The sequence below is a fragment of the Candidatus Methylospira mobilis genome, from assembly GCF_009498235.1.
Classification (GTDB): Bacteria; Pseudomonadota; Gammaproteobacteria; order Methylococcales; family Methylococcaceae; genus Methylospira; species Methylospira mobilis.
Genome location: NZ_CP044205.1, coordinates 1,859,592 through 1,883,089, shown reverse-complemented (window position 1 = coordinate 1,883,089; position 23,498 = coordinate 1,859,592). Strand labels below are relative to the sequence as shown.

Here is a 23,498-nt window from a genome sequence, read left to right as displayed (position 1 = left end):
ACATCGTATCAACCGTTCTATCTCGTGATAAAAAGATCATACCGGGAGAATTAAAATGACAAAAAATCTGGTGGTATTTTGCGACGGAACCTGGAATCGTGTGGATCGGACAACGGTGGATGGACATCCATGCCCGACGAATGTCCTGAGTCTTTTTGAGGCTACGTTGCCCGCTGACCGAAACAATAACCCGCAAATCGTTCACTATATCGAAGGCGTCGGTACGCGCCGGATGGAAAGGCTCAGCGGCGGCGGTTTCGGCTATGGCATTTCCGATAATATCAAGAACGCATACGCTTTTATTATCAGCAATTACGAACCGGGCGACAGGATATTCTTGTTCGGATTCAGCCGCGGCGCGTATACCGCGAGAAGTATTGCGGGACTGATCCGCAATATGGGGATATTGAAAAGAGAAAAGCTGCACTTGATCAACAAGGCTTATGATTGCTACAAAGATACCAGCGATGAATGGCATCCGAATTCCGATCAATCGAAAGCGTTCCGCGCAGAAAACACCCATCAAAACGAAACCATATGGTTTCTCGGCGTGTGGGATACCGTCGGCGCTTTGGGAGCGCCTTTCGGCCTGGTGCCGGGCTGGATAGTAAACAAACTTTTCAAATGCAACTTCCATGACGTCCTGCTTAGCTCCAGCATTGAAAGCGCTTATCATGCCCTGGCCATTGATGAAAGACGTTGGCCGTTCCGCCCGACGTTATGGACGCTTAATCAAACGCATCGAGAAAGAAATCAGCTCAACAAGGACAGCACAGGCGTTTTTCTATACGAGCAGAAATGGTTTCCCGGAGTTCACTCGAATGTGGGAGGCGGATATGCCGATCAGGGTCTTTCGGATTGCTCCCTTGCCTGGATGGCGGACAAGGCGGCCGCACGCGGTTTGAATATCGATCTCGGCATGCTTGTCGATCCGCCGTTTGCGCCGGATTTGTCTAAAGATATCGACGATTCCCAGACAATTTTCTATCGGATTGCGACGGTTTTATTTGTAAAATTGCCCGGCATGGTAATCCGCTCCGTGTTTCCGGCAAGCGACAGGCCGCTGCTCGACCATCTCCGCTTTAACGGAGACTATGTGCGCCCTATAGACGACCCTGAGGATTTATCGGAGTGCGCGAAGAAAAAACTGGCGATAAATCAGCCTTGTTATTGTCCGCGCAATAATCCGGCGCGTGAATTGGATATAAACGAAACCGTTCAAGTATCGATTTGTGCGGCGCAGTATTGGAATCATAGCGGCGTTCTCGTCAAGCCCGGACAATCGTTTCATTTCGAAGCCAGCGGAACATGGTGCGACAGCGATTACCAATCACCCCCCGATGGGTACGAAAATTACCCGGGAAAACATTGGATGTCCTGGTTCAAATGGAGCCGCCGCTGCCGCACGGCAAACTGGTTTGTATTGATAGGCGCGGTGGGGAAAACCTGCTCGAACGGCAAAATGCATGTGCTTGGCGCAGGAAAGTATGCCGAGGCGCCGTTTACGCCTCAACGTGAGGGAGAGCTTCTTTGTTTCGCAAACGATACCTTCGGATTCTATCGCAACAACAGCGGCGCTGTCACTTTGAAGATAACACGGATAAGCTAGGTTCTGTTGACGTTTCCGTGAAAATTAAAATAAATATATCAATTAGTTATGATTGATAGAAAAAGAAAAACCGTCATTCCTCCGGATCGAGTCCGGGGCAGGCTCTGACGGCATGACGCTAACTCTTTGATTCAAAAATTACGCTATGTCAACAGAGCCTTAGGAAGCTGTCCACGATTTTTGAGAAAAGAATAAACAGCTTCCAGAAAAAACGGACAACTCCCGCCTTCCGGGTAATGCAGGTATGTAGAAAACTGTTATCATCAGTCTTGACTCAGTCTACGCCAATCCGCAATAAAACCTGGAAGCTAAATGAGCAAGCTTACATTCTACGAAAAAACCCAGATCGAACAGATAGCAGCCTGGAAGGCGGAGCTGCCGAGCCATGCCGGCCAGGTATTCAATAGGCTACGCGTTCCGCTACGAAAAGTAGCTGGCACGATGGTGCACGAAACGAAGCTACCCTCATTACTGACCCGGCTGGCCAAACATCTGAACACCGAACACGATGCTCGCGAGATTGCCAGAAGAGCAGGCGTTGCCGGAATTAAAGACCTCTATCACAAACCGCTCGAAGTCTGCGATCGTCTGGCCGACAGAGTCAGCGTCAAAGCGGAACGCGAGGCCATGATACGCGGCACGGCATCCGGTCTGGGCGGCCTTCCCACCGAACTCGCCGCGCTGCCGCTGACCCTGCAGGCATCGCTGCATTCCGTGGTGCGTATCGGACACTGCTACGGTTTCAGCCTGAAATCGCCGGAAGATATGCTCTATATTCTGGGCATCATGGAGCTTTCCACCATCGACGACCCCGAACGCCGTCAGGCGCTGAGACAGCGTCTCTATGAACTGGTGGAGACCAGGTCGAAACGTCTGCGGCAAGACAGGCCGGACGCCGGATTCGACGCGATGGCCGAGGATCTGATGGAGAATCTGGTCGAAGACGTGATCTGGGAAGCGATACCGATTTTCGGAGACTTCGCTTCTTTCGCAATCAACTCTATGGAATCGCACCGCCTGGATATCGCCGCGCGGCGCGTATTCCAGGAGCGCCGCTTGCGCGCCCAGGGTAAAGTAAAACGGATACCGCCCGCGGCGGAAGCACACCGTCATTCGGTGCAGCGCGATGCGTATTATCTGGGCAGAGAGATGATCTATGTCGGCAGTTACGGCTCCGCTTTCGTTCTGACGCTGCCCGCGGTGGCGATTGGCGACGCCGGTGCGCTGATCCTGCCGCGCCCGATAAGGATTGGGTTACGCGACGGAGGCAGAGACGGGTATGTTGCCGCATCGCTTGCGCGCGAGCAGCTGAGAGCACGCCATTCCGCATGACTCTGCAGCAACCAGTTTTGAGTCTAAGAGTAATAAGCTGCCGGGATATGTCTAATTGATTGATTAAACATAATAAATCAGGATCATAAAGGCTGGCGCTCCGGCCTTTGCGATGCTGTCGAACGGTTAAGCATGGAATTTATTGATAAATTAAGCGGCCCGTGCCTGGAGCGCTTGAATGATACCTGTATTAACCTCTTTTTAGCAGCCAAACATTTTCTGTTGCAGGACATTTACCCTTCAATCCACCGGAGATATTTTTGCTTGTTATGAGAGTTAAATCATAACTGTCTCGGTAGTGTTGATTTACTTCCTCGTTACTGATTGAAAAAGGGGGGCCTTCCATCAAGTTTTGATCATACTCGTAGGTAAGCAGCAACTGCGGCGCTTTATCCGTAATATCCATTAAGTGCGCTGCGTATCGATGGCGCATTTCTTCGAAAAGGGCAACCAAAGCCGCCCTGTCGTAAATTGCGTCGACCGGGCCAAGCATCGTGCTGGATATTGCAAAGATATCACCAACCAATATGTCGATATTTTTTGCGCTGTACTGTTTCAGTTTACCATCTGCCGATATTTTTGGCTCCACCCTGAGCTCCATAAATAGTTGCTTAATAGCCGTCTCGACCAATTCAGCTCCAGCAACGCGAAAGCCATTGGAAAGGAGCCAGGCAATATCAAGAGTCTTACCGCACAAGGGTACAAATACACGACCGCCTTCCGCTAAAGAAAGCGCTTTGAAGTATTTGACCAGTAGTGGGTTGGCTTCACTTTCGTGGAAAGCAATTTCATTGTTTCCCCACCTTTTTCGCCAGAAACCTGCATCCATGACGAATGATCTCCCGAGCACGATTACTTACAGATAAAGCTATGAATGCTGCGGCATATAGCAGCCTATTGCGCCCTCGAAGCCGAAAATAGACCGACGCAATCGCGTGTCTCGACAAGAAACGCCCCATCCTCCCCTTGCCTTGCACTATAACCCGGCTACGGGGATTCGCGAAGCATGCTTCGCGAATCCCCGCTTGCGCCCCCACAAGAAAAGATTATGTGTAGATATATACCGCGCCCCTCACAGGCTCGGAGCAGGTAGCCGAATAAGCACCTTTCAGCCGGATAAATCAACCATTCCCTTCCGCCGCCACCGTCAACATTTCCTCTGCATGCGCCAGAGTCTGCGCGGTGATCTTGACCCCGCCCAGCATGCGCGCGATTTCGTCGACACGCTCTTTTTCGGTAAGCTTTTTCACCTGCGTCTGCGTTTGTCCGGAACGGGTCTTTTTCTCGACGCGCAGGTGATGATGCCCCTGCACCGCGACCTGATGCAGATGGGTCACGCAGAATATCTGCCGTCCCGCCGCCAGCGCGCGCAGTTTTTGGCCGACGATTTCGGCGACGCCGCCGCCGATGCCGCTGTCCACTTCATCGAAAATCAGCGTCGGCGTGGTTTTTACGTCGATGGCGGCGACCTGTATCGCCAGACTGATGCGCGACAGCTCGCCGCCGGAAGCCACCTTGGCCAGCGGGCGCGGCGGCAAGCCCGGATTGGCGCTGACCAGAAACTCGATCGTGTCGCAGCCCGACGCTTTAGGTGCCGCGTCCGCTTCCGCCTGCACCTGGATCACAAACTGTCCCTGGGGCATGCCCAGCTCGCGGATGAAACCGCTGATGGTTTTGGACAATCGCCTGGCGCCGTCGGTTCTGCGCGCGGTTAATTTTGCCGCCGTAGCCTGGTACTCGCTTAACAGCCGTACGGTCAAGGCTTCCAGTTCCGCCTGTTTTTCATCGCCCGGCGCCAGCGCCTGCAATTCCTGGCGGAACTCGGCCAGCTGTTCGCGCAAGGCCTGCGGCTGGGTTTGATATTTGCGCGCCAGCCGGTGCAGCACGCCCAGTTTTTCGTCGAGCCAGCTCAAACGCGCGGGATCGGCGTCCAGTTTTTCCAGCAGCCGCGCCAGCGTATGGCCGACTTCCTTGACCGCAATCTGCGCCTCGTCGATCAGGCCGACCGTTTCTTCAAAACCGGCGGCCAGCTGCGCCAGTTCGCGCAAGGCCTGCCCTCCCCTGACCAGCAAAGCGCTGGCCGAGTGCGTGTCGTCGTCATACAGCGCGTCGAGCTGTTCCTGACCCACCATCAGAATTTTTTCAACGTTGGCCTGCAACGCATGTTCCGCCGAAAGTAGATCGTAATCCAGGCTTTCTATCTCATGCTGCTCCAGTTCTTCTATCTGATGGCGCAGCAGGGATACGCGCGCGCCGCTTTCCTGCAGCGCGCGCAGCAGCCGCTCCAGCTCGCGCTGCGCCGCCTGCCAGCGCTGATGCAGCGAGGCAAGCTGTTTCAGCAGAGATTGATTCCCGCAATATTCATCCAGCAGCCTCTGCTGTTCCTGAGCCTGCAACAGACGCAGATGCGCATGCTGTCCGTGGATTTCTATCAAATGCGTCGAAAGCGCCTGCAGGGACTGCAGAGTCACCGAACGGCCGTTGACAAACGCCCTCGAGCGCCCGTCCTGGCTTACACTACGGCGTATCAGACAGATTTCAGGGTTATCCGGATCCAGCAAATCGTTTTCATCCAGCCACATACGGGCGGGCAGAGCATCCAGCAACAGGCATTCGAGTTCGATCTCGGAGCGCGCCGCGCCGGTACGGATGAATCCGGCGTCGGCGCGCTCACCTGACGCCAGCGCCAGTGCGGTCAGCAGTATGGACTTGCCCGCGCCGGTCTCGCCGGTCAGAACGGTCAAGCCCTGTTCGAAATCCAGATCCAGCTTTTCCACGACCGCCAGATCGTTGATACGCAGATTACTCAACATGCCTAATTCCTGTTGCCGCCGCTCCAATTGAGCTTGGCGCGCAAAATTTCATAAAAATCGTAGTCGTTGGGGTGCAGGATACTGAAAGACAAATCGCGTGTAATGCGGATTTTATCCTGCAACTCTATGTCCGGTATTGAAATATTATCGCAGGCAATCTGAGCGCGAAATTGTTTACTTGGACGAAATGCAATATCAATGACGCTGTCATCCGAAACCACGATCGGACGATTGGTCAGGGTATGCGGGTTAATCGGCACCAGAACGATGGCTTTGAGCGTGGGATGAAGAATCGGGCCGCCTCCCGACAGCGCATAGGCCGTCGAACCGGTCGGCGTGGAAACGATCAGGCCATCGGAGCGCTGCGAATTCAGAAAAGCGCCGTTAATGGTGGTTTCGAGCTCTATCATGCTGGTAGCGCTCCAGCTGTGCACGATGACGTCGTTGACCGCGGTTTGCTGGTATACGGTTTCGCCGTCACGTATGACGCGTGCGCGCAACAAGTAGCGCTGCTCTGAAAAGTAATGCCCATTCAGCATTTCGTCGATCTTGGCTAGGGCATGTTCCGGCGTAATATCCACCAGAAACCCCAGACGCCCGAGATTAACGCCTATCAGCGGAATCCGGTATTCGGCCAGGGTGCGCGCGACGGTCAACAGCGAGCCGTCGCCGCCGACCACAATGGCCAAATCGCAACGCAACCCTATTTGCTCCATATCAATACCGGCGGCATCCGCTATGATATGCACGCAACCGCGCTCGACGACAACCTCGCACCCACGTTCACACAGGCGGTGATAAAGCGGCGGCAGTATTTCGGCAATACGGTCCGCATCCGGCTTTCCGATCAACGCGATCCGTTTATAGACAGCAGACATGGCAGCACACGATGATTGTTAAAACAAATAAAACAAAAAAGAGAGGCGCGGAAAACTTTCCATGCGCACCCGGTTCAGGAGGCTTATCTTATGAGCTTCTTGACACATTATCCAGCCATTGGTAGTTTTGGCACTCACCATTATGGAGCGCCAGTGCAATTCGAGGATGCCTGTGTCCAAATACCCCGAGATGTCTGATCGTGCGCAGCATCTGTTGAAAATTCTTGTCGAGCGCTATATAGATGATGGACAACCGGTCGGCTCGCGCGCGCTGTCGCGCGACGCAGGCCTGAACCTGAGTCCGGCCACCATACGCAACGTGATGGCCGATCTGGAGGAGTTGGGGTTAATCGCTTCGCCTCATACATCGGCGGGACGCATGCCCACGGTGAGCGGCTATCGCTTTTTTATCGACTCGCTGTTGACGGTACGCCCGTTGCAGGACGAAATCATCACACAATGCGAACGTGGTTTGTTCGAGCATAGCGGAGACCCGGAAGAAATGCTGGAATCGACCTCGCGCATGCTGGCCGATATCACGCGCATGGCGGGGCTGGTCTCCATACCGCGGCGCGATAAGACCATATTCCGCATGATCGAATTCATCCCGTTATCGGAAAACCGGCTGCTGGTCATCCTGGTCACCAATGACCAGGAAGTGCAAAACAAGGTGATCTACCCTTCGCGCCGTTTCAGCGCATCGGAGCTGACTACGGTACAGAACTATCTGAACCAGAATTACTCGGGTCAGGCGCTGGCCGACGTGCGCCAGCAGGTCATGGGAGAAGCGCAGGAAGCGCGCGAGCGCATGACGCAGGAGCTGGCGCAGGGAGCGGAAATCGCAGATCTCGCCTTCAAGGGACAAAAGAGAAAAAAACGCCATCCGTTCGTGATGAGCGGCGAAACCAACCTGATGGATTTCGACGAACTGGCGTCCATGGACCATATGCGCGCGCTGCTGTCGGCGTTTCAGCAGAAGGAAGACATGGTGCATCTGCTCGACCGCTGCCTCGAAACGCATGGCGTAAAAATTTTTATCGGCGAAGAATCGGGTTATCGTCCACTGCAACAGTGCAGCCTGGTTACAGCCCCTTATATAGTCGACGAACATACCGTAGGGCTGCTCGGCGTCATCGGTCCGACGCGCATGGACTACGAACGCGTGATACCGCTGGTGGACCTGACGTCAAAATTATTGGGAAACGCCTTGAATCGGCGAAATATGGCCCCCATTTAAAATCTGATAAATATCGCATGCCTGAAGCATATCCGGTCTTTTCCCCGCAACAGTGACGCTTTGCGGCGGGTTAAGGATAGGATTGAGTGTTTGCGGGCGCATACATTTAATTTAATTGGGAGCAATAAAACCATGAGTGAAGAGCAGACAACTCAGGCGCTGGATGTTGTGAACAGCGTCGATCCGGCAAGTGACGCGCTGCAAAACGACGATGCAGGCGGGAACAGCGGCAACGCCGACGAGTCGCCGGAAGCACTGGCTGAAAAACTGGCGGCCGCTCAACACGCGGCGGCTGAAAACTGGGACAAGCTGTTGCGCGTCCAGGCGGAAATGGACAATTTGCGCAGACGCACCGAAAAAGATCTGCAAAACGCGCATAAATACGCACTGGAAAAATTTGCGCGCGAATTGCTCGCCGTCGTCGACAGCCTGGAACTCGGCATACAGGCCGCAACGGGCGACTCGCCGGAAGTAGCCAAACTGCGCGAGGGCAGCGACCTGACCCTGAAACAGCTGCTGGGCGCGCTGGAAAAATTCGGCGTGGCGCAAATTGATCCGCATGGTCAGAAATTCAACCCCGAGCTGCATCAAGCCATGGCTGTGGAACCCAGCGCCGAAGCCGAACCCAATACCGTCGTCAAGGTATTTCAGAAGGGCTATCAGCTTAACGACCGCTTGTTGCGTCCCGCCATGGTGGTGATTGCGCAACAGGCATAAACCGCCACTTGAAAACTGCAAGCACCGCCCGCATTTAGGCAAACAACGGCTTAAAAAGCCAAATCAAACCAAAAAGAACTTACAAACGCCGGAGATCGTAATGGCTAGAATTATCGGTATTGACCTGGGAACCACCAACTCGTGTGTTGCCATCCTGGAAGGCGGCAAGTCGCGCGTCATCGAAAACAGCGAAGGGGCACGCACAACGCCGTCCACTATCGCCTTCACCAGCGACAACGAAGTATTGGTCGGACAGTCGGCCAAACGGCAGGCGGTAACCAACCCGAAAAACACCTTGTTCGCGGTTAAACGTCTGATCGGACGCCGTTTCAAGGACGACGTGGTCCAAAAAGACATCAAAATGGTGCCTTACAAGATTGCCGAAGCCGATAACGGCGACGCATGGATCGATGTAAGCGGAAAAAAAATGGCGCCGCCGGAAGTATCCGCACGCGTGCTGATGAAATTGAAAAAAGACGCCGAGGCATTCCTGGGCGAAGAAGTCACCGAAGCCGTCATCACCGTGCCGGCCTATTTCAATGACTCGCAGCGTCAAGCTACCAAGGATGCCGGCCGCATTGCAGGTCTGGATGTCAAGCGCATCATCAACGAACCAACCGCTGCCGCGCTGGCTTACGGCATGGACAAAAAACGCGGCGATCAGAAAATCGCCGTATACGACCTGGGCGGCGGCACCTTCGACGTTTCCATTATCGAAATCGCCGAAGTCGACGGCGAACACCAGTTCGAAGTGCTTTCCACCAACGGCGATACCTTCCTCGGCGGTGAAGACTTCGACCTGCGCATCATCGATTTTCTGGCAGACGAATTCAAGAAAGAACAGGGCATCGACCTGCACAATGATTCCCTGGCGCTGCAGCGTCTGAAGGAATCGGCGGAAAAGGCGAAAATCGAGCTGTCTTCCAGTCAGCAGACCGATATCAATCTGCCCTACATTACCGCCGACGCGACCGGTCCCAAGCATTTGAATATCAAGCTGACGCGTTCCAAGCTGGAATCTCTGGTCGACGATCTGATCGAACGCACCAAGGGCCCTTGCCTGACCGCGCTCAAGGACGCAGGATTGAAACCGTCCGAAATTCAGGAAGTCATCCTGGTCGGCGGTCAGACCCGTATGCCGAAAGTACAGGACTTCGTAAAGAACATTTTCGGCAAGGAAGCGCGCAAGGACGTAAACCCTGACGAAGCGGTTGCGCTGGGCGCGGCCATACAGGCAGGCGTGCTCGGCGGTCAGGTCAAGGATGTGTTGCTGCTCGACGTAACCCCGCTGTCTTTAGGGATAGAAACCCTGGGGGGCGTCATGACCAAGCTGATCGAAAAGAATACGACGATTCCTACCAAAACCAGCCAGGTATTCTCGACGGCTGAAGACAATCAATCCGCAGTGACCGTTCACGTCGTTCAGGGCGAACGCGAAATGGCGAGAGACAACAAATCGCTGGGACGTTTCGACCTGGCCGACCTGCCACTGGCCCCGAGAGGGATGCCGCAAATCGAAGTCACCTTCGATATCGACGCCAACGGCATCCTGAACGTATCCGCCAAGGACAAGGCAACCGGCAAACAGCAGTCGATCATCATCAAGGCGTCCAGCGGTTTGTCCGATGAAGAGGTCAAGCGCATGATTCAGGAAGCCGAACTGCATGCCGAGGAAGACCGCAAACTCCACGAGTTGATCAACGCCAGAAACCATGCAGACGGCCTGATACACTCCGCGCAGAAAACCGTTCACGACTTGGGCGACAAGGTCAGCGCCGAGGAAAAATCGAACATCGACAGCGCGGTTGACGCATTGAAAACCGCCATTTCCAGCGAAGACAAGGCCGATATCGACAGCAAAGCGGAAGCATTGTCGGAAGCCGCGGCGAAACTGGCCGAACGCCTTTATACGCAAAAAGCCGAAGGCGCTTCCGGCGCGGCACATGAGGGCGGAGAATCTTCCGGCTCCGAAAAACCGGCGGATGACGTGGTTGATGCCGAGTTCGAAGAAGTAAAAGATAAAAAATAAGGTTAGCGAAGCTAAGCGTGTAGAGCGGATTTGGAGGCGAGATGACGCAACAAAGCGTATCGCCTCCGGATCAGCCCATACATAACATGGCCTTACAGCCCTCATTCACTCCGGAAAGCCGCAGACGCAAGCCTGTGGCTGATTTTTTATTATGGCCAAAGAAGATTATTACGAATTACTGGATGTGCCTCGCAATGCGAGCGACAGTGACATAAAAAAAAGTTTTCGTCGCCTGGCGATGAAATACCACCCGGATCGCAACACCGACAATCCAGACGCCGAAGAGAACTTCAAAAAGGTCAAGGAAGCCTATGAGATTCTTTCCGACCCGAAAAAACGTTCCGCGTACGATCAGTTCGGACATGCCGGCGTAGACCCCAGCATGGGGGGTCATGGCGCGGAAGGTTTCAGCGATATATTCAGCGATGTGTTCGGAGATATTTTTGGCGGCGGCGCTCGCGGAGGCCGCAGAAGCGGTGGCGGCAGTCGAGCGCAACGCGGATCGGATCTCCGCTATAACCTCGAACTAAGCCTTGAGGATGCGGTTTCCGGCACCGAAGTAAAAATACGTGTTCCCACCCTGGTTGCCTGCGGCGTGTGCGGGGGCACCGGGGCCAAAAAAGGCAGTGCGCCGGTAACCTGCACGACCTGTCACGGACAGGGCGCAGTCCGCATGCAGCAAGGTTTTTTTGCGGTACAGCAAACCTGCCCAACCTGCCGCGGCACAGGTCAGCAAATCAAGGATCCTTGCGGAGCCTGTTACGGCCAGGGGCGCACCCAGGAAACCAAAACGCTTTCGGTCAAGATACCGCCGGGGGTGGATATCGGAGACCGTGTTCGTCTTGCCGGCGAAGGAGAAGCCGGCGAAGCGGGCGGACCACCAGGCGATCTGTACGTGCAAATCAGCGTAAAAGATCATGCCATTTTCACACGAGACGGCGCCAACCTGTACTGTGAAGTCCCGATCGGCTTCCCGACCGCCTGCCTGGGTGGCGAACTGGAAGTACCGACACTAGAAGGCAAGGGTACGTTGAAAATTCCTCCTGAAACGCAAACCGGAAGAATGTTTCGCATACGCGGCAAGGGCGTAAAACCGGTACGCGGAGGTGATCGCGGCGATTTAATGTGCCGTGTCCGCGTCGAAACGCCGGTACATCTGACCAAGGAACAACTGGAGCTGATACGCAAACTGGAAGAGTCGTTAACCGGCGGCGGCAGCACCCACAGCCCCCAGACGCACGGCTGGCTGGACGTAGCGAAACAGTTTTTTGACCGTTTAGGGCTGTAAACGATGAAAATAGGCGTTATCGGCGTAGCTGGCCGCATGGGTCTGGAACTTATCAAGGCCTGCGTGGTCGAACCCAAAGCAGAACTGTGCGCAGCCGTTACCCGCAGCGGCTGCGCCACAGCCGGGCGCGATGCCGGATACCTGGCCGGATTACCTCCGTTGCAACTAGCGGTTAACGACCGTTTGAACGATGTGATAAGCAATATCGACGTTCTTATCGACTTTACACGGCCCGATGCTTCGCTGGAAACGCTGGCAACTTGCCTCGTTCACGGCAAAGCGCTGGTAATAGGCACGACCGGGTTTACCCCTGAACAAAAGGAACAAATCCGCGCGGCTTCGAACGGGATTCCGATTGTTTTGGCGCCCAACATGAGCGTCGGTGTCAACCTGGCTTTCAAGCTGCTCGAAACTGCCGCCAAAGTCATGGGCGAATACAGCGATATTGAAATTGTTGAAGCGCATCACCGGCACAAAGTGGATGCGCCGTCGGGAACCGCATTACGCATGGGCGAAGTGGTAGCCGAAGCGCTTGGCCGCGATCTTGCCGAATGCGCAATTTACGGACGCGAAGGCCACACCGGAGAGCGGGGTCGTAAAACCATCGGATTTTCCACGATACGCGCCGGTGACATCATCGGCGAACATACCGTCATGTTTGCCGATATCGGGGAACGCATAGAAATCACCCATAAGGCATCCAGCCGCATGACTTTCGCCAAGGGGGCTGTACGCGCGGCATTATGGCTGGGACAGCAGAAAGCGGGGCTCTACGACATGCAGGACGTGCTGCAATTGCGTTAGCGCCCTACCCTATCGAGCAATACACCCATCGCAAGCAGCCTCATGCAAAAAATCACCCTGACGCAGCCGGATGACTGGCACCTGCACTTACGCGCAGGCGCTGCCTTAAAAGACGTGGTCAATTTCAGCGCGGCGCAGTTCCGTCGCGCTGTGGTGATGCCGAACCTGAAACCGCCCGTAACCACTGTACGACAGGCATTGGCCTACCATGCCGAAATAAAAGACGCGCTGCAAAATCCGCAGGATTTCGAACCGCTGATGGCTTTGTATTTGACCGAAAGCACGCACCGGGATGAAATCAAACGTGCCGCCGAACACCCCTGCATACACGGTTTCAAGCTTTATCCGGCGGGGGCAACGACCAATTCGGAAGCCGGTATCGGCAGCCTGCAGAACATCTACCCTTTGCTGGAAATCATGGAGCGGCATGATGTTCCATTGATGATACACGGCGAAGCGACCGATCCGCATATAGACATCTTCGACCGGGAGCTGGCTTTTATAGAAAACAGCCTGTTTGAGATCATCGAGCGTTTTCCAGGTTTACGCATCGTGCTGGAACACATTACCACGCGTCATGCCGCCGAGTTCATCAGGCAGGCGCCGGCGCAGATAGCCGCAACCATCACTGCCCATCATTTACTCTATAACAGGAATGCGCTGTTCCAGGGCGGCTTAAAACCGCATTTTTATTGTCTGCCGGTACTGAAACGCGAAGAACACCGTTTGGCGCTGCTTGACGCCGCCGCCAGCGGCGAACGCAAATTTTTTCTCGGCACCGACAGCGCGCCTCACCCGCGGCACGGCAAGGAAAACGCGTGCGCCTGCGCCGGCTGCTTTACCGCGCATGCGGCAATCGAACTCTATGCAACGGCATTCGCGAGCGTCAACAAACTGGATAAACTGGAGCAGTTCGCCAGTTTCAATGGACCCGATTTTTATGGCATGCCGCGCAACAGCAGTCAAGTGACGCTACAAAAAACGGAGTGGGAGGTTCCCGCCGGCTATACATTCGGAAACGATACATTGATACCGCTGGAAGCAGGCCGCGTTCTTACCTGGAAATTCGATAAAACCCCACAAAACAGCCAATGAAAAACCACATGCTTCCGGCATTATCAAGCAAAACAACCGCCTTGGTTTAAAACACACGCGTTCAGCCATTCAAAACCCCATATTGATAGGCCAGACACGTCATTTCCGCCGTCGTTCTGACGTTCAGCTTGCTCTTGATCTGTGTAGCGTAATTGGCGACGGTTTTATAACCCAGACACAGTTCTTCGGCAATTTCACGCGTAGTACGGCCGTTTACCAGTAAACGGAATATATCGAATTCGCGTGCCGACAACGTAGCCAGCAGCGAGGAGGGATCGGTACCCGTGACCGTTTGCACCACCATGCGCTGGGCAATTTCAGGATCGACAAAGGTATCTCCTTGCGCGAGCCTGATAATGGCCTCGACCAGAATTTCCGGCGCGCTGCTTTTGGTAACATAACCCTTGGCCCCCGCCTCCAGCGCGCGCGTCACGTATAGCGGTTCGTCATGAACGCTGAAAGCCAGGATTCTTGCATACGGGTCGCGACCATGGATACGGCGTATCGACGCCAGACCGCCCATGCCGGGCAGATTGATATCCATCACCACAATGCCGGGGTGAATTTCGATGTAGCGTTGATAAGCTTCTTCGCCGCGCGCCGTTTCGGCAACTACGGAAATATTTTCGTATTGCGACAGCAGCATGCGATGGCCGGCTCGCACTACCGCATGATCGTCCACCAGCATGACCGTTATTTTTGATTTTATTTTCAACATCAGTTTTGCTCCTGTAAATCTCGCATCTGCCCCTGAATCGCGGCGCCTATGTCGGGATACGTTGCATGGAGGGTGCTCAATAAAACCATGGCGGGAACATTTCCGGATTTAATCAGGACGGTTTCCCGGCCCTAATGTTTGTATTGAAGAATTACGCAGGTTAACATTTGTTCGCTAAGTAAACCCTATTGTTTATTCACCTCTGGAGATTGATGTTATGAAATGGGAAAAGCCCGATTATAAAGACCTGCGTTTCGGCTTCGAAGTTACGATGTACATCTATAACCGCTGATTCCCGGTATAGTCGATAATGGGGCTTCCGTTTTTGGTAAGCCCCGTTTTTACCTGGCCAGGCCCGATAGATGCTGACAGCTCGCACTGTTGCTAATCCTCTTTCACGGCAACGCCCCAGGGCGACAGGCCTGCCGGTATCGTTCTCAATACCTCCCGGCGTTCCAGATCGAAGACCGTGACATCGTTGCTGATGCCGTTGGCGCTGTACAGACGCTTCTGATCCGGCGAAAACTCGATGTTCCAGACGCGTTGTCCGGCAGGCAGGTAAGCGACGACTTCCAGTTTTTGCGCATCGACCACGGCGACGCGGTTGGCTCGTCCGAGAGCAATATAGGCATAATGCCTGCTTCGGTCGATACGTATGCCTACCGGTTTGACTACTTCTTTGGATACGCCCTCGATTTCGAAGATTAACGTTTTAAGCGGCTGTTTCGATGCGACGTCGATAATCGCCAGCGCCGCCGCGTTCTCCGAACTGACCCACAGTTGCCTGCCGTCGTCAGTGAAGCGAGAGTAGCGCGGACGCGCTGCAACCGGAGTATTGGCGCTTACTTCCATAGTTGAGCGATCGATCCAGTGCGCCATATTGCCGCTTTCGCTGGTACAGACGATCCAGCGCCCATCAGGACTGACCGACACGCCTTCCGGTTCGGCGCCTACCGGTATTCGTTTCACCACCGTATGCCGGGCAATATCGATCACGCTAAGCTGATTATCGTCGTCGTTGCTGGCATAAAGAAACTCCCCTTGCGGATCCAATACGAAGGTTTTCGGATCTTTGTCGACCGCAAGCCGGTCGGTTTCCTGCAGCGTGCCGGTATCGATAATCCGGATGGCGTTATCGCCGCTTACTGCGACGTAAAGTCGTTTGCCGTCCTTGTCCACGGCGACGCCGCGCGGGCGTTTGCCGAGTTTTATCGTGTTCCTGAGAGTGCTGCTCTCCCCATCAAGGATGGCCAGCGCATCATCCTTTTCCAGGGTCACAAAGACGGTATCGGAAACGGCTGGCGAACTGGCGCAGATGATGGCGAGGCCTGTCATTAAACGGCTAAGGATGCGGTTCATCGCCTAACCTCCGCTTTCCAGCGATTTTTTCAGCTGATCGAGACCGCTTCTGAAGAAGGCCTGCATGGCTTTAAGCGCCGCTTCGTCGTTTAATTCGTCAGACGGAAAATTTCCGGTATCCCCGCGGTAAAGACGGCTTTTCCATTCTATTTTGCTGCCCTGGCCGGATGGACTAACTTTGACGACGGCTGAATAGGAGCTGACAGGAAGCGCCTTGACATTATCCCTGGCAAGACGGTAATTATACTCATGCGCCTGATCGTCGTAGGCATCCAACTCCTCGACCAGCTGTTGCCCATTGCTGAAAGTCAGCGTTCTTTTTTCACCCTGCTTATTGCCGCCTTCGCTTTCGCTTTTGCTCAACGCCGGATTCCATTTGGCAACTTCTCCGAAGTTTTTCACCGCGTTCCAGACCTTGTCCACCGGCTGATTGATTTCCACGCTTTCAAACGCTTTCTGCGGAGTCGGGCCATGCGCCCAACCCAAGTGGGAAAATAATATCGCTGCCAGGGTAATAAGAACCTTCATACTTTTTTGCTCCTGTTTTTGATTTGAAGAAAATAACCGAGACGTTCGATATATTGCCGGTGCCGATGCCGGCCGGCTGACAATGGCGCTAACAGATAAAGCGGCAACAGCGCCAGCAAAGCCAGGCTGGCCGGTATCCAGCGGATATCGACGTCCGAGTGCGCCAACAGCGCCATATCCGTCTGCATCAGTGCTTTAACAAACTGATCAGGAGCTTCCAGACGCAAATAGCGCAGACCCGATTCTTTGCCCAGTTGGCGCAGATAGTCTTCTTTCAGCGAGGAAAGATGTTCCGCGCCACGGTCCGGCACATTGCCGAATGGCGCATTGCGCGCGTGGTAACCCTCGATTTGGTCGGGCGCCGTTTCCGGCAAGCCGAAAGTAGTGCGATGCGGAACATCATCCGCGCTATAAAAGCCGGCCGGCTCGCCATTCGCATCGAATTTCGGAATGGGAGACGGAACTAAAGCGCCGGCGCCAACGATGATGCCTTTAACCTTGCCTTGAAACGGGCCCAGGAGTTTGCGATAACGTGGGTTCACCGGAGGCGCTTCGTGTCCATCGGTGATGAATAACAGATTGGCCTTACGGCCCTGTACCTGTTCCAGCGTGTTATAAAGGCCATCGGCGATACGGCTGTCCGCTTCCCAGGCCATGCGCCAGTCAAGCTGCGCAATCGAGGCGTCTATCTCGCCAAACCCCGTGCAGACCTCGATCGGCTCGAACAGCTCAAAAGCGCGCCGTTCGGTAAAAACGCCCAAACCGAACCTGGAACCGCAGGGCAGCGTTTTCAGGGCAAGCCGCAAACCGGATTTAACGTACTCGAGACGGCTGATGCGCCGGTTGTCGATGCGATAATCTTCGACATTCATGCTACGCGTAATGTCGATAATCGCGATGTAGTTGAAGGTTTTGTGCTGCAACGGATAATGTAATGGCAATACCGCCAACACCGCCAGCAACAGCGCAGTTCCCGCACAGATCACGCCGGGCGATTTCACCCGTATGCGCCAATTCACGGCTGTCCTCGAGGAAATCCCGGCAGAGTGGTCCAAAGCTTTTTAGGATTGCCCTCTTCCTGATCGTCCTTCTGATTATTATCGACACGTTCAATTTCAGGGGAAATGCGCATGGCCACTTCGAGATTATATTTGCTGTCCCAATGTCCGGGATCGAGCTCCAGCGCACGCCGGTAAGCATCTTTTGACAGTGCGATCAACGGTATGGCCTGATCGATTTCGTCGGCTTCCAGCCTGGCGAGCGCTTGACGCAACAGCAGGTTGCCGAGGTTGTAAAAGACGCTGGTACGGGACGCGCTGTCGCCGCGTTCGCTCAGATAATTCAGTAGATCCCTGGCTTCATCAATACGCTCGTGTCTGGACAGAAAAAGCGCGCGCGCCATTTGCACAGGCAACGTTGCTCGCGCCCGTTCTTCGAGTTTAAGATCATGCCCGGAAAGCAGGCTTGCAATCATGTCACGCTCCAGCCTGTACGAACGTAAATTCATGGCTCCGGTCAGCATGGCGAGCAAGGCAAAAGCGAGCAGGGCTGCAACTAAAGCCGGTTTTATACGTTGCTGCATGTTCTAACCTCCATCCATTTTGCGAAGAAGAGAAAACCGAGCGCCAGGGTAGCCAGAGCGTAGCAAGGCGACTGCATGTCCTTGCGCGGCATGCGTTCGAAATAGCGCAGGGTCTGGTTTTCCACACGGTCGATTTCGGCCATCGCGCGCGTTACCGCATCGGGGCTCTCTGCCTCATAAGCCTGATAAGGTACGCCCAAGCCATTAAAGAACATATGAAGGTAGCGTTCCGGCCGCGCCTCGGCATTATCGTCATCAGGATTCTGCGGCGTTTCGAACAAGCCGGGACTCCCGGCTGTGCGTAAAAAAATCCAGTACAAATGGATGCGATGCTGCTTGAACCATCTGCGCAGATAAGCTTCGGTTTGCGGATCGACCACCGCCGCGCCATCGGATACCAGCGTAATAATGTTGGCACCGGATAATTCGCGGCCATCAGCACCGAAATAGGACAGCGCCATGGCCAATCCTTTACTGACATTGGTTTGCGCCAGCCCCGGTTGTTTAGACGCGCGCACAGCAGCCAGAACCGCTTCACGGTTTTCGGTCAGCGGCAGCACGAATAACGGCGACGTGCTGAAAGCCGCGACACCGAATAAGTCGTGTTTGCGCTCGGCTATAAAATCCGATAAGACGCGTTCCGCGACCGCCGATTTCGCCGCTTCCGCGCCGGATGGCGTGCGCCCGGCGAAACTGTCGTCCATGCTGCGGCTGCGATCCAGCAGCAATACGATACGGGCGCCTTTGCCGATACGCTCCACGCTGGTTTCTTTCATATGCAAACCGGCGATGCCGAAAACCAGCGCCAGAATGGCGATCATACCGGCGCAACGAACGCTGCGACCCAGCCAGACAGATAGCCGGTCTTGCGGCAACAGCGCGTTCCAGGGATAAGCAACGTTCTGGAACGGCGAACGAATCAGCGGCAGCAGCGCAAGCAGCCCGGCCCAGATCAACGAGGAATTATCGACGCCGAAGCTCATCGCCGTTCCCGTTCGATGCGCAGGCAGTCCCGGCATAGTTTGAGCATCCGCCCTAACGGGAAAGTTGCCGCCCGTTGAGCGTCGTCGCCGAAAAACAGACTATAGGACGCTTGATAAAAGGCTACTATGTCTTGACGCAACGGCAGAAACCTCATGTTGCGAGTAAAAAACTCGTCCAGCCCTTCGACAAACAACGGCCCCTGGTTGCTGATATTGAACGCTTGATGCACGCAAACGAACGCCGCGCGCATTTGCGGATCGGACATGGGCGACGCTTCCATACGGCGCAGGGCTTTACCGGCATCGGCAAAGTGCTTACCGCTCATCCAGAAAATCAGGACGATCCTGATATAGGCAAGGTAGCCCATTGCAATTAGCGCCGTTACGGCGCCTAGCCAGAACAGCAACCAGTCTGTCGCGGTTTGCGCCGGACCAGGTTCGGCATCCGTCCTTGGCTCCGGCAACCCGCTTGCGCCGGTTATGTCGTGTTCATGCAGTGGAGAGATACTGAAATCCCACGCGGGGAGCGTTGCGTGCGCTTCATTACCGGCTGCTCCGCTAAACGTCACATCCAGCGCCGGTATCGTCAGATTCCTGACTGTCAGCGGCGCATAAAATATCTGATAGTCCAGTTCGATCCGATAACGATCAACGCTTGATCCTTCCTCCACTTTCGTGCGAATCTGCCGCAAACTCAGCCAGCGCTTGATAAGTCCGGACTTGGGCAGCGCGGAGCCATCCAACCGGTAGTTCTTTTCAATATCGATATCAGCCTGTATCCGCACGACATCGCCGATTACATAGCCGTATGCGCGCGGCGTTTCCATGCTGATGGATTTAACCACGGTTTGCGCCGAGGCGAACTGCGCCGGCAGCAGGCACAGGCATGAAAGCAACAATCGCGTGATCATCGGCCGGCGTAAAAATAGCGCGTGACCGCATCAGCGGAGAATTCGCCATCCAGAAACAGCGGCACTCTGCCGAACGGGCTGACAGCGCGGGTTAACAGCCTGCGCCGGTCGTCCAGGGAGGCGCGCAGGCGCGATCGTAGCGCCGGACGCAGCCAGAGCAAGCGTTCCCGGCCGTTTTCCATATCACGCATGTTGGCAATCCCTGTTGCCTGCGGCATGCGTTCTTCGTTACCCCAGATCACCACAGGGATCACGTCATGGCGAGATAACGAAGTCATGACCTGCTTGATGATGACGATGGAATAATGGCAGTCGGACAGCAAAAAAACCAGGCAGCGATGGCTCGGCAACAAACTCGCTGCTTGCAGCAAGCCCAATGCATGGGCTCCGGAAGGCTGATATTTCCGCAGTTTTGCCGCGGCGGCGTGCAGGATGCCGGCTTGTCTGGTCGAGGATACAAATAGCACGGGTTCTGATTTATCTCCGTAACCGATGATGCCCAGCGTATCTCCGGCGCGATGTACGGCCAATGCCAGACTGTCGATAAAGTCTGCAACCATCTGCATTTTTGATGTTTCAGCGCGATGATTCATGGATGCGGATAAGTCGACGATGACGAAGATATTGATGTTTGAACGCTGCTGATAGACGCGCACCCGATAGTCCTGCTGCGGATCGAGCAGCGTCGCGCGCAGATCCAATCGGCGCGGGTCGGGGTGGTCGATAAACGCAACATGACGCAGGAATAAAAAACCGCTGCCGCTTTGCCTGCCGGGATGAGCGCCCGGTTGCGCATTGGCGGTGCGCCAGGGAATGCAATAGTGAAATTCCTTATCTTTCATGGCGCGGAGATACCCCGCAGCAGCCCGCTGATCAGTTCCGGAATTATTTCGTTGCGACGATACTCGAACATCGGCTTCAGAAATAAACGATGAGCGATAGCCGGTGCAAACAGCGTTTGTATGTCTTCCGGTACGACTTGATCCCGTGCATTCAGCCACGCATGCACGCGCGCAAGTCTCAGCAGGTAACTCATTCCACGCGGGCTGACCCCGGCGTCCAGCAGCTCTCCGCTACCCTCGGCGTCGCCGCCCAATCCGATGCCGAATTTTTGCGGTTGCCAGGCAGCCAGCACCAGATCCAAAACATAAGACCGCAGGCGCTCGCTGACATGAATACGATTTTGCAGAGTCTCAGCCAGTTCATTCAAGGCCGTATACGATAATAATCCAGCGGGTATCGTCTCGATCAATGAGTCGATATGGTGAAACCTGGGCTCGACCATCAGCCGATCCAGCAATACCCGATCGGTCGGCGCTTCTATCCGTATTTCCATCATGAAGCGATCGCGGGCGGCGGCAGGGAGTTCGAAGGTTTCCTCCTTTTCCACGCGATTGCGGTCGGCGAAGACTTGCAGATGCGGAAAAACGAATTCACGATTGAACGCGGTCATGCTGCGTTCGGCCATCACGCGCAACAACAGGGAATGCACTTGCGGTCTGGCGCGATTGATTTCATTAAAAAAGAAGGTGGATAATCCTTCACCGTACTTGAGCAAGGGGCCGGGAGAGACGCCCGGCTTGCCCTTTTCGTCCAGGTAGGTGTAATAAATCAGATCGCTGGGCATCAGGTCGACGGTACCCTCGATACGTTCATATGCGCCGCCGACAGCGCGCGCCACTGCCCGCAGCAGCGTGGTTTTACCGACACCCACGCCCCCTTCCAGCAATACATGTCCACGCGCAAAAACGGCAATCGTCATTAATCGGATTGCGCCGTCCTGACCAATAATCACCTGGCGTATGTGATTTTCGAACGCCAGGGCTGTGGCCCGAAAATCGGCGAGTCTGCTATCTGAAATCATAAAGAGATTGAAACATCCAGTGTTCATGAAGGGCGGAGCTTACGCTCCGCCCGAGACGGCGTTATTTGATGTCTTCGACTTTGTAGACGAATTTTCCGGTTTTGTTCAAATTGTCCACGCGCTTTTGATTACGCGCCTCCATGGCTTTAATCGACTCCTGCTGTTTGTTCAGTTCAGCCGGGTCGTGTTTGGGATCGTATTTGCTACTGGCCACTTTCTCAGGGTAGCCGGGCTTCGCTTCCCAGCAATTGCCGGGCGCTTTGCAGTTGGTGCCGTCATACGCCTGCGCGCTGAACGTCAGTGCCGATGCAATAACGGCAACGGCCAGTTTCAGGGTGTGAATATTATTCATTGGGAGTCTCCTTTGCTTGCGTTGGATTTATTTCAGCCAGTCGGCCTTGGCCGGATCGCCCTTATAAACGGAGCGTAGCCAAGCCATGACTTGCAACATTTCATCGGTATTCAAATTGCCGTATTGCGGCCCCATCGAGCCTTGCGCGCCGCCGAACAGAATTTCGAACAGCCCCACATCCATGGTCGCGCGCGGGTAGGTCCAATAATCGTCGGCCAGACCGGGACCGATCTTGCCTTCCGCTTCATGGCCGTGACAGCCGGAGCAGGCGGAAAGATAAAGGCTGTGGCCCTTGCCTTCGGCTATTTCCTTGTTGCCGTTGTAAGGGTTTTTGCCGGTTTCCTTGAATTTCTTGAAAGCTTCGCTATCGCCGCCTGCTTTAGCAAAGGAGAAATCCAGGACTTCTCCGGTGACAGCGTTACGAAAAGTCACTTCAGCCCAGGTTTCAAGGGCGGGGACCGCGATCGCCAGCGTCAATGCGGCAATCACCAATGGTTTTTTGTTCATAGTCTTCCTGTTATTTAAGAGGGGCTTCATTGATCGGCAACAACGGGATGCCTTCCTGTTTCAACAAGGCTTCGATATCCTGACTGCGCTTGATCAATGCCTGATCGATCTGTTCCAGCAATGCTTTTTCATCCTTGCGCACCCCGATAGCCGTAGAGTAGTGATGCGGCACTTTTTCGCCGTCCATGCGCGTGTTGTTGTCCGGAATCACGGTCATTGCCAACGGCTTGCCTGCGCTTTTTACATAACGCGCGGCAGCCGGCCCCCATAAGGCGGCTACCTCGGCTTTACCCGAAACCACTTCTCCGACCAAGCGCTCAGGGTCGTATTTCACATACTGGTTACGCCGCGATTTGTAATCGACCAGCGAATGCATGTAATTGAACATGTCGTTCCAACGTCCGATTTTTTTCAGCATGACGTCCGGCGGCGTATCGGGAATAAAGGCTATGCGACGCGCCGTTTTCAAAGCGGGACTATTCCAATCCTGAAATGCGCCGGCTTTATCCGCCTGATAAACGAATACATAACCTGACCGATAATAAGGCGCACTGGTCAACATGCGCGGATCGCCCTGATCCACGCCGATCACCACGTCGCATTGCTTTTTATCCAGTAAATCGCGAACGAAGTAACGCGCGTCGGTCCACCAGACATTTTCAACCGGCCTGCCCAATTCTTCCGCTATCAATGCGGCCAGCTTGTTTTCGAAGCCGCTGCCGTCCTTGTTCGAATAAGGCAGTTCGTTTTCGGCCGAACAAACCTTGAGCGGTTCGGCTTCTTGTTTGGCATGCGCCGTTTCCGCGCCGGCGGCAAAAACCAGCAGCGAAATCGCGCCCGCCTTTAATATTCCATACATGAAAAATCCTCGAATATCTTGGCAGGGTGGGCC

General features: G+C 54.7%; 24 protein-coding genes. 9 read left to right on the top strand and 15 right to left on the bottom strand.

What is annotated here, in order from left to right:
* Window positions 1–55 precede the first annotated feature (55 nt).
* Both F6R98_RS08295 and F6R98_RS08290 read left to right on the top strand, forming a co-directional pair.
* On the top strand, window positions 56–1,609 hold the full coding sequence (locus tag F6R98_RS08295) for a DUF2235 domain-containing protein (RefSeq protein ID WP_153248611.1): 1,554 nt from the start codon (window positions 56–58) through the stop codon (window positions 1,607–1,609).
* A gap of 312 nt (window positions 1,610–1,921) precedes the next feature.
* Complete coding sequence (locus F6R98_RS08290) at window positions 1,922–2,941, top strand: EcsC family protein (RefSeq protein ID WP_153248610.1); 1,020 nt, start codon at window positions 1,922–1,924, stop codon at window positions 2,939–2,941.
* A gap of 190 nt (window positions 2,942–3,131) precedes the next feature.
* On the opposite strand, the gene tmpT is transcribed toward F6R98_RS08290, so the two are convergent.
* The 3 genes from tmpT to F6R98_RS08275 form a co-directional block, all read right to left on the bottom strand.
* Window positions 3,132–3,770 (bottom strand): thiopurine S-methyltransferase, encoded by a 639-nt coding sequence (gene tmpT / locus F6R98_RS08285; RefSeq protein ID WP_153248609.1) that lies wholly within the window; start codon window positions 3,768–3,770, stop codon window positions 3,132–3,134.
* 292 nt (window positions 3,771–4,062) lie between these two features.
* Entirely contained in the window at window positions 4,063–5,754 is a 1,692-nt protein-coding gene (recN, locus tag F6R98_RS08280; protein ID WP_153248608.1) for a DNA repair protein RecN, read from the bottom strand.
* Window positions 5,755–5,756: 2 nt separating this feature from the next.
* Window positions 5,757–6,632 (bottom strand): NAD(+) kinase, encoded by an 876-nt coding sequence (locus F6R98_RS08275; protein WP_153248607.1) that lies wholly within the window; start codon window positions 6,630–6,632, stop codon window positions 5,757–5,759.
* A gap of 172 nt (window positions 6,633–6,804) precedes the next feature.
* On the opposite strand from F6R98_RS08275, the gene hrcA reads away from it, so the two are divergent.
* The 6 genes from hrcA (at window position 6,805) to pyrC (ending at window position 13,802) form a co-directional block, all read left to right on the top strand.
* Window positions 6,805–7,869 carry a heat-inducible transcriptional repressor HrcA gene (gene hrcA / locus F6R98_RS08270; RefSeq protein ID WP_153248606.1) on the top strand — a complete coding sequence of 355 codons (1,065 nt, stop codon included), beginning with the start codon at window positions 6,805–6,807 and terminating at the stop codon, window positions 7,867–7,869.
* Window positions 7,870–8,001: 132 nt separating this feature from the next.
* Complete coding sequence (gene grpE, locus F6R98_RS08265) at window positions 8,002–8,586, top strand: nucleotide exchange factor GrpE (RefSeq protein WP_153248605.1); 585 nt, start codon at window positions 8,002–8,004, stop codon at window positions 8,584–8,586.
* Between the two features lie 100 nt (window positions 8,587–8,686).
* Window positions 8,687–10,615: a molecular chaperone DnaK gene (dnaK, locus tag F6R98_RS08260; protein ID WP_153248604.1), complete on the top strand. Its 1,929-nt coding sequence runs from the start codon at window positions 8,687–8,689 to the stop codon at window positions 10,613–10,615.
* Window positions 10,616–10,766: 151 nt separating this feature from the next.
* A complete protein-coding gene (gene dnaJ / locus F6R98_RS08255) occupies window positions 10,767–11,903 on the top strand; it encodes a molecular chaperone DnaJ (RefSeq protein ID WP_153248603.1) in 1,137 nt (378 codons plus the stop codon).
* Between the two features lie 3 nt (window positions 11,904–11,906).
* Window positions 11,907–12,707 carry a 4-hydroxy-tetrahydrodipicolinate reductase gene (gene dapB / locus F6R98_RS08250; protein ID WP_153248602.1) on the top strand — a complete coding sequence of 267 codons (801 nt, stop codon included), beginning with the start codon at window positions 11,907–11,909 and terminating at the stop codon, window positions 12,705–12,707.
* A 42-nt stretch (window positions 12,708–12,749) separates the two neighbouring features.
* Window positions 12,750–13,802: a dihydroorotase gene (gene pyrC, locus F6R98_RS08245; RefSeq protein WP_153248601.1), complete on the top strand. Its 1,053-nt coding sequence runs from the start codon at window positions 12,750–12,752 to the stop codon at window positions 13,800–13,802.
* A gap of 61 nt (window positions 13,803–13,863) precedes the next feature.
* On the opposite strand, the gene F6R98_RS08240 is transcribed toward pyrC, so the two are convergent.
* Window positions 13,864–14,520 (bottom strand): response regulator transcription factor, encoded by a 657-nt coding sequence (locus F6R98_RS08240; protein ID WP_315699437.1) that lies wholly within the window; start codon window positions 14,518–14,520, stop codon window positions 13,864–13,866.
* 217 nt (window positions 14,521–14,737) lie between these two features.
* Here F6R98_RS08240 and pqqA point away from each other — a divergent pair, with 217 nt between their 5' ends.
* On the top strand, window positions 14,738–14,812 hold the full coding sequence (gene pqqA, locus F6R98_RS08235) for a pyrroloquinoline quinone precursor peptide PqqA (protein ID WP_153250973.1): 75 nt from the start codon (window positions 14,738–14,740) through the stop codon (window positions 14,810–14,812).
* Window positions 14,813–14,904: 92 nt separating this feature from the next.
* Here the strand turns inward: pqqA and F6R98_RS08230 are convergent, their stop codons facing one another.
* From F6R98_RS08230 to moxJ, 11 genes are all read right to left on the bottom strand, one after another.
* The gene (locus F6R98_RS08230) at window positions 14,905–15,879 is read right to left on the bottom strand and encodes a PQQ-dependent catabolism-associated beta-propeller protein (RefSeq protein ID WP_153248600.1); all 975 of its coding nucleotides are present in this window, start codon (window positions 15,877–15,879) and stop codon (window positions 14,905–14,907) included.
* A 3-nt stretch (window positions 15,880–15,882) separates the two neighbouring features.
* Window positions 15,883–16,407 (bottom strand): SRPBCC family protein, encoded by a 525-nt coding sequence (locus tag F6R98_RS08225; protein ID WP_153248599.1) that lies wholly within the window; start codon window positions 16,405–16,407, stop codon window positions 15,883–15,885.
* Window positions 16,404–17,426, bottom strand: coding sequence for a VWA domain-containing protein (locus F6R98_RS08220; RefSeq protein WP_153248598.1), 1,023 nt, complete (start codon window positions 17,424–17,426; stop codon window positions 16,404–16,406). The genes F6R98_RS08225 and F6R98_RS08220 overlap by 4 nt, the downstream gene beginning before the upstream one ends.
* A complete protein-coding gene (locus F6R98_RS08215; RefSeq protein WP_153248597.1) occupies window positions 17,423–17,989 on the bottom strand; it encodes an MxaK protein in 567 nt (188 codons plus the stop codon). Before F6R98_RS08215 ends, F6R98_RS08220 begins: the two co-directional genes overlap by 4 nt.
* The gene (locus F6R98_RS08210) at window positions 17,974–19,008 is read right to left on the bottom strand and encodes a vWA domain-containing protein (RefSeq protein WP_228125171.1); all 1,035 of its coding nucleotides are present in this window, start codon (window positions 19,006–19,008) and stop codon (window positions 17,974–17,976) included. Before F6R98_RS08210 ends, F6R98_RS08215 begins: the two co-directional genes overlap by 16 nt.
* A complete protein-coding gene (locus F6R98_RS08205) occupies window positions 18,969–19,883 on the bottom strand; it encodes a hypothetical protein (protein WP_153248596.1) in 915 nt (304 codons plus the stop codon). The genes F6R98_RS08210 and F6R98_RS08205 overlap by 40 nt, the downstream gene beginning before the upstream one ends.
* The gene (locus F6R98_RS08200; protein WP_153248595.1) at window positions 19,880–20,725 is read right to left on the bottom strand and encodes a DUF58 domain-containing protein; all 846 of its coding nucleotides are present in this window, start codon (window positions 20,723–20,725) and stop codon (window positions 19,880–19,882) included. Before F6R98_RS08200 ends, F6R98_RS08205 begins: the two co-directional genes overlap by 4 nt.
* Complete coding sequence (locus F6R98_RS08195) at window positions 20,722–21,747, bottom strand: AAA family ATPase (protein ID WP_153248594.1); 1,026 nt, start codon at window positions 21,745–21,747, stop codon at window positions 20,722–20,724. The genes F6R98_RS08200 and F6R98_RS08195 overlap by 4 nt, the downstream gene beginning before the upstream one ends.
* Before the next feature lie 61 nt (window positions 21,748–21,808).
* Window positions 21,809–22,099: a methanol dehydrogenase [cytochrome c] subunit gene (locus F6R98_RS08190; protein ID WP_153248593.1), complete on the bottom strand. Its 291-nt coding sequence runs from the start codon at window positions 22,097–22,099 to the stop codon at window positions 21,809–21,811.
* 27 nt (window positions 22,100–22,126) lie between these two features.
* A complete protein-coding gene (gene moxG / locus F6R98_RS08185) occupies window positions 22,127–22,606 on the bottom strand; it encodes a cytochrome c(L), periplasmic (protein ID WP_153248592.1) in 480 nt (159 codons plus the stop codon).
* Window positions 22,607–22,616: 10 nt separating this feature from the next.
* Window positions 22,617–23,465: a methanol oxidation system protein MoxJ gene (gene moxJ, locus F6R98_RS08180; RefSeq protein ID WP_153248591.1), complete on the bottom strand. Its 849-nt coding sequence runs from the start codon at window positions 23,463–23,465 to the stop codon at window positions 22,617–22,619.
* Window positions 23,466–23,498 lie beyond the last annotated feature (33 nt).

Excerpts from the sequence above, each read along its gene's own strand:
- F6R98_RS08290 (WP_153248610.1), top strand. The coding sequence starts at position 1,922 with ATGAGCAAGCTTACATTCTACGAAAAAACCCAGATCGAACAGATAGCA.
- dnaK (WP_153248604.1), top strand. The coding sequence starts at position 8,687 with ATGGCTAGAATTATCGGTATTGACCTGGGAACCACCAACTCGTGTGTT.
- tmpT (WP_153248609.1), bottom strand. The coding sequence starts at position 3,770 with ATGGATGCAGGTTTCTGGCGAAAAAGGTGGGGAAACAATGAAATTGCT.
- pyrC (WP_153248601.1), top strand. The coding sequence starts at position 12,750 with ATGCAAAAAATCACCCTGACGCAGCCGGATGACTGGCACCTGCACTTA.
- moxG (WP_153248592.1), bottom strand. The coding sequence starts at position 22,606 with ATGAACAAAAAACCATTGGTGATTGCCGCATTGACGCTGGCGATCGCG.
- recN (WP_153248608.1), bottom strand. The coding sequence starts at position 5,754 with ATGTTGAGTAATCTGCGTATCAACGATCTGGCGGTCGTGGAAAAGCTG.
- moxJ (WP_153248591.1), bottom strand. The coding sequence starts at position 23,465 with ATGTATGGAATATTAAAGGCGGGCGCGATTTCGCTGCTGGTTTTTGCC.
- F6R98_RS08215 (WP_153248597.1), bottom strand. The coding sequence starts at position 17,989 with ATGCAGCAACGTATAAAACCGGCTTTAGTTGCAGCCCTGCTCGCTTTT.
- dnaJ (WP_153248603.1), top strand. The coding sequence starts at position 10,767 with ATGGCCAAAGAAGATTATTACGAATTACTGGATGTGCCTCGCAATGCG.
- F6R98_RS08205 (WP_153248596.1), bottom strand. The coding sequence starts at position 19,883 with ATGATCACGCGATTGTTGCTTTCATGCCTGTGCCTGCTGCCGGCGCAG.
- grpE (WP_153248605.1), top strand. The coding sequence starts at position 8,002 with ATGAGTGAAGAGCAGACAACTCAGGCGCTGGATGTTGTGAACAGCGTC.
- F6R98_RS08295 (WP_153248611.1), top strand. The coding sequence starts at position 56 with ATGACAAAAAATCTGGTGGTATTTTGCGACGGAACCTGGAATCGTGTG.
- F6R98_RS08210 (WP_228125171.1), bottom strand. The coding sequence starts at position 19,008 with ATGCCGGGACTGCCTGCGCATCGAACGGGAACGGCGATGAGCTTCGGC.
- F6R98_RS08230 (WP_153248600.1), bottom strand. The coding sequence starts at position 15,879 with ATGAACCGCATCCTTAGCCGTTTAATGACAGGCCTCGCCATCATCTGC.
- F6R98_RS08190 (WP_153248593.1), bottom strand. The coding sequence starts at position 22,099 with ATGAATAATATTCACACCCTGAAACTGGCCGTTGCCGTTATTGCATCG.
- F6R98_RS08240 (WP_315699437.1), bottom strand. The coding sequence starts at position 14,520 with ATGTTGAAAATAAAATCAAAAATAACGGTCATGCTGGTGGACGATCAT.
- F6R98_RS08200 (WP_153248595.1), bottom strand. The coding sequence starts at position 20,725 with ATGAAAGATAAGGAATTTCACTATTGCATTCCCTGGCGCACCGCCAAT.
- F6R98_RS08225 (WP_153248599.1), bottom strand. The coding sequence starts at position 16,407 with ATGAAGGTTCTTATTACCCTGGCAGCGATATTATTTTCCCACTTGGGT.
- F6R98_RS08195 (WP_153248594.1), bottom strand. The coding sequence starts at position 21,747 with ATGATTTCAGATAGCAGACTCGCCGATTTTCGGGCCACAGCCCTGGCG.
- F6R98_RS08275 (WP_153248607.1), bottom strand. The coding sequence starts at position 6,632 with ATGTCTGCTGTCTATAAACGGATCGCGTTGATCGGAAAGCCGGATGCG.
- dapB (WP_153248602.1), top strand. The coding sequence starts at position 11,907 with ATGAAAATAGGCGTTATCGGCGTAGCTGGCCGCATGGGTCTGGAACTT.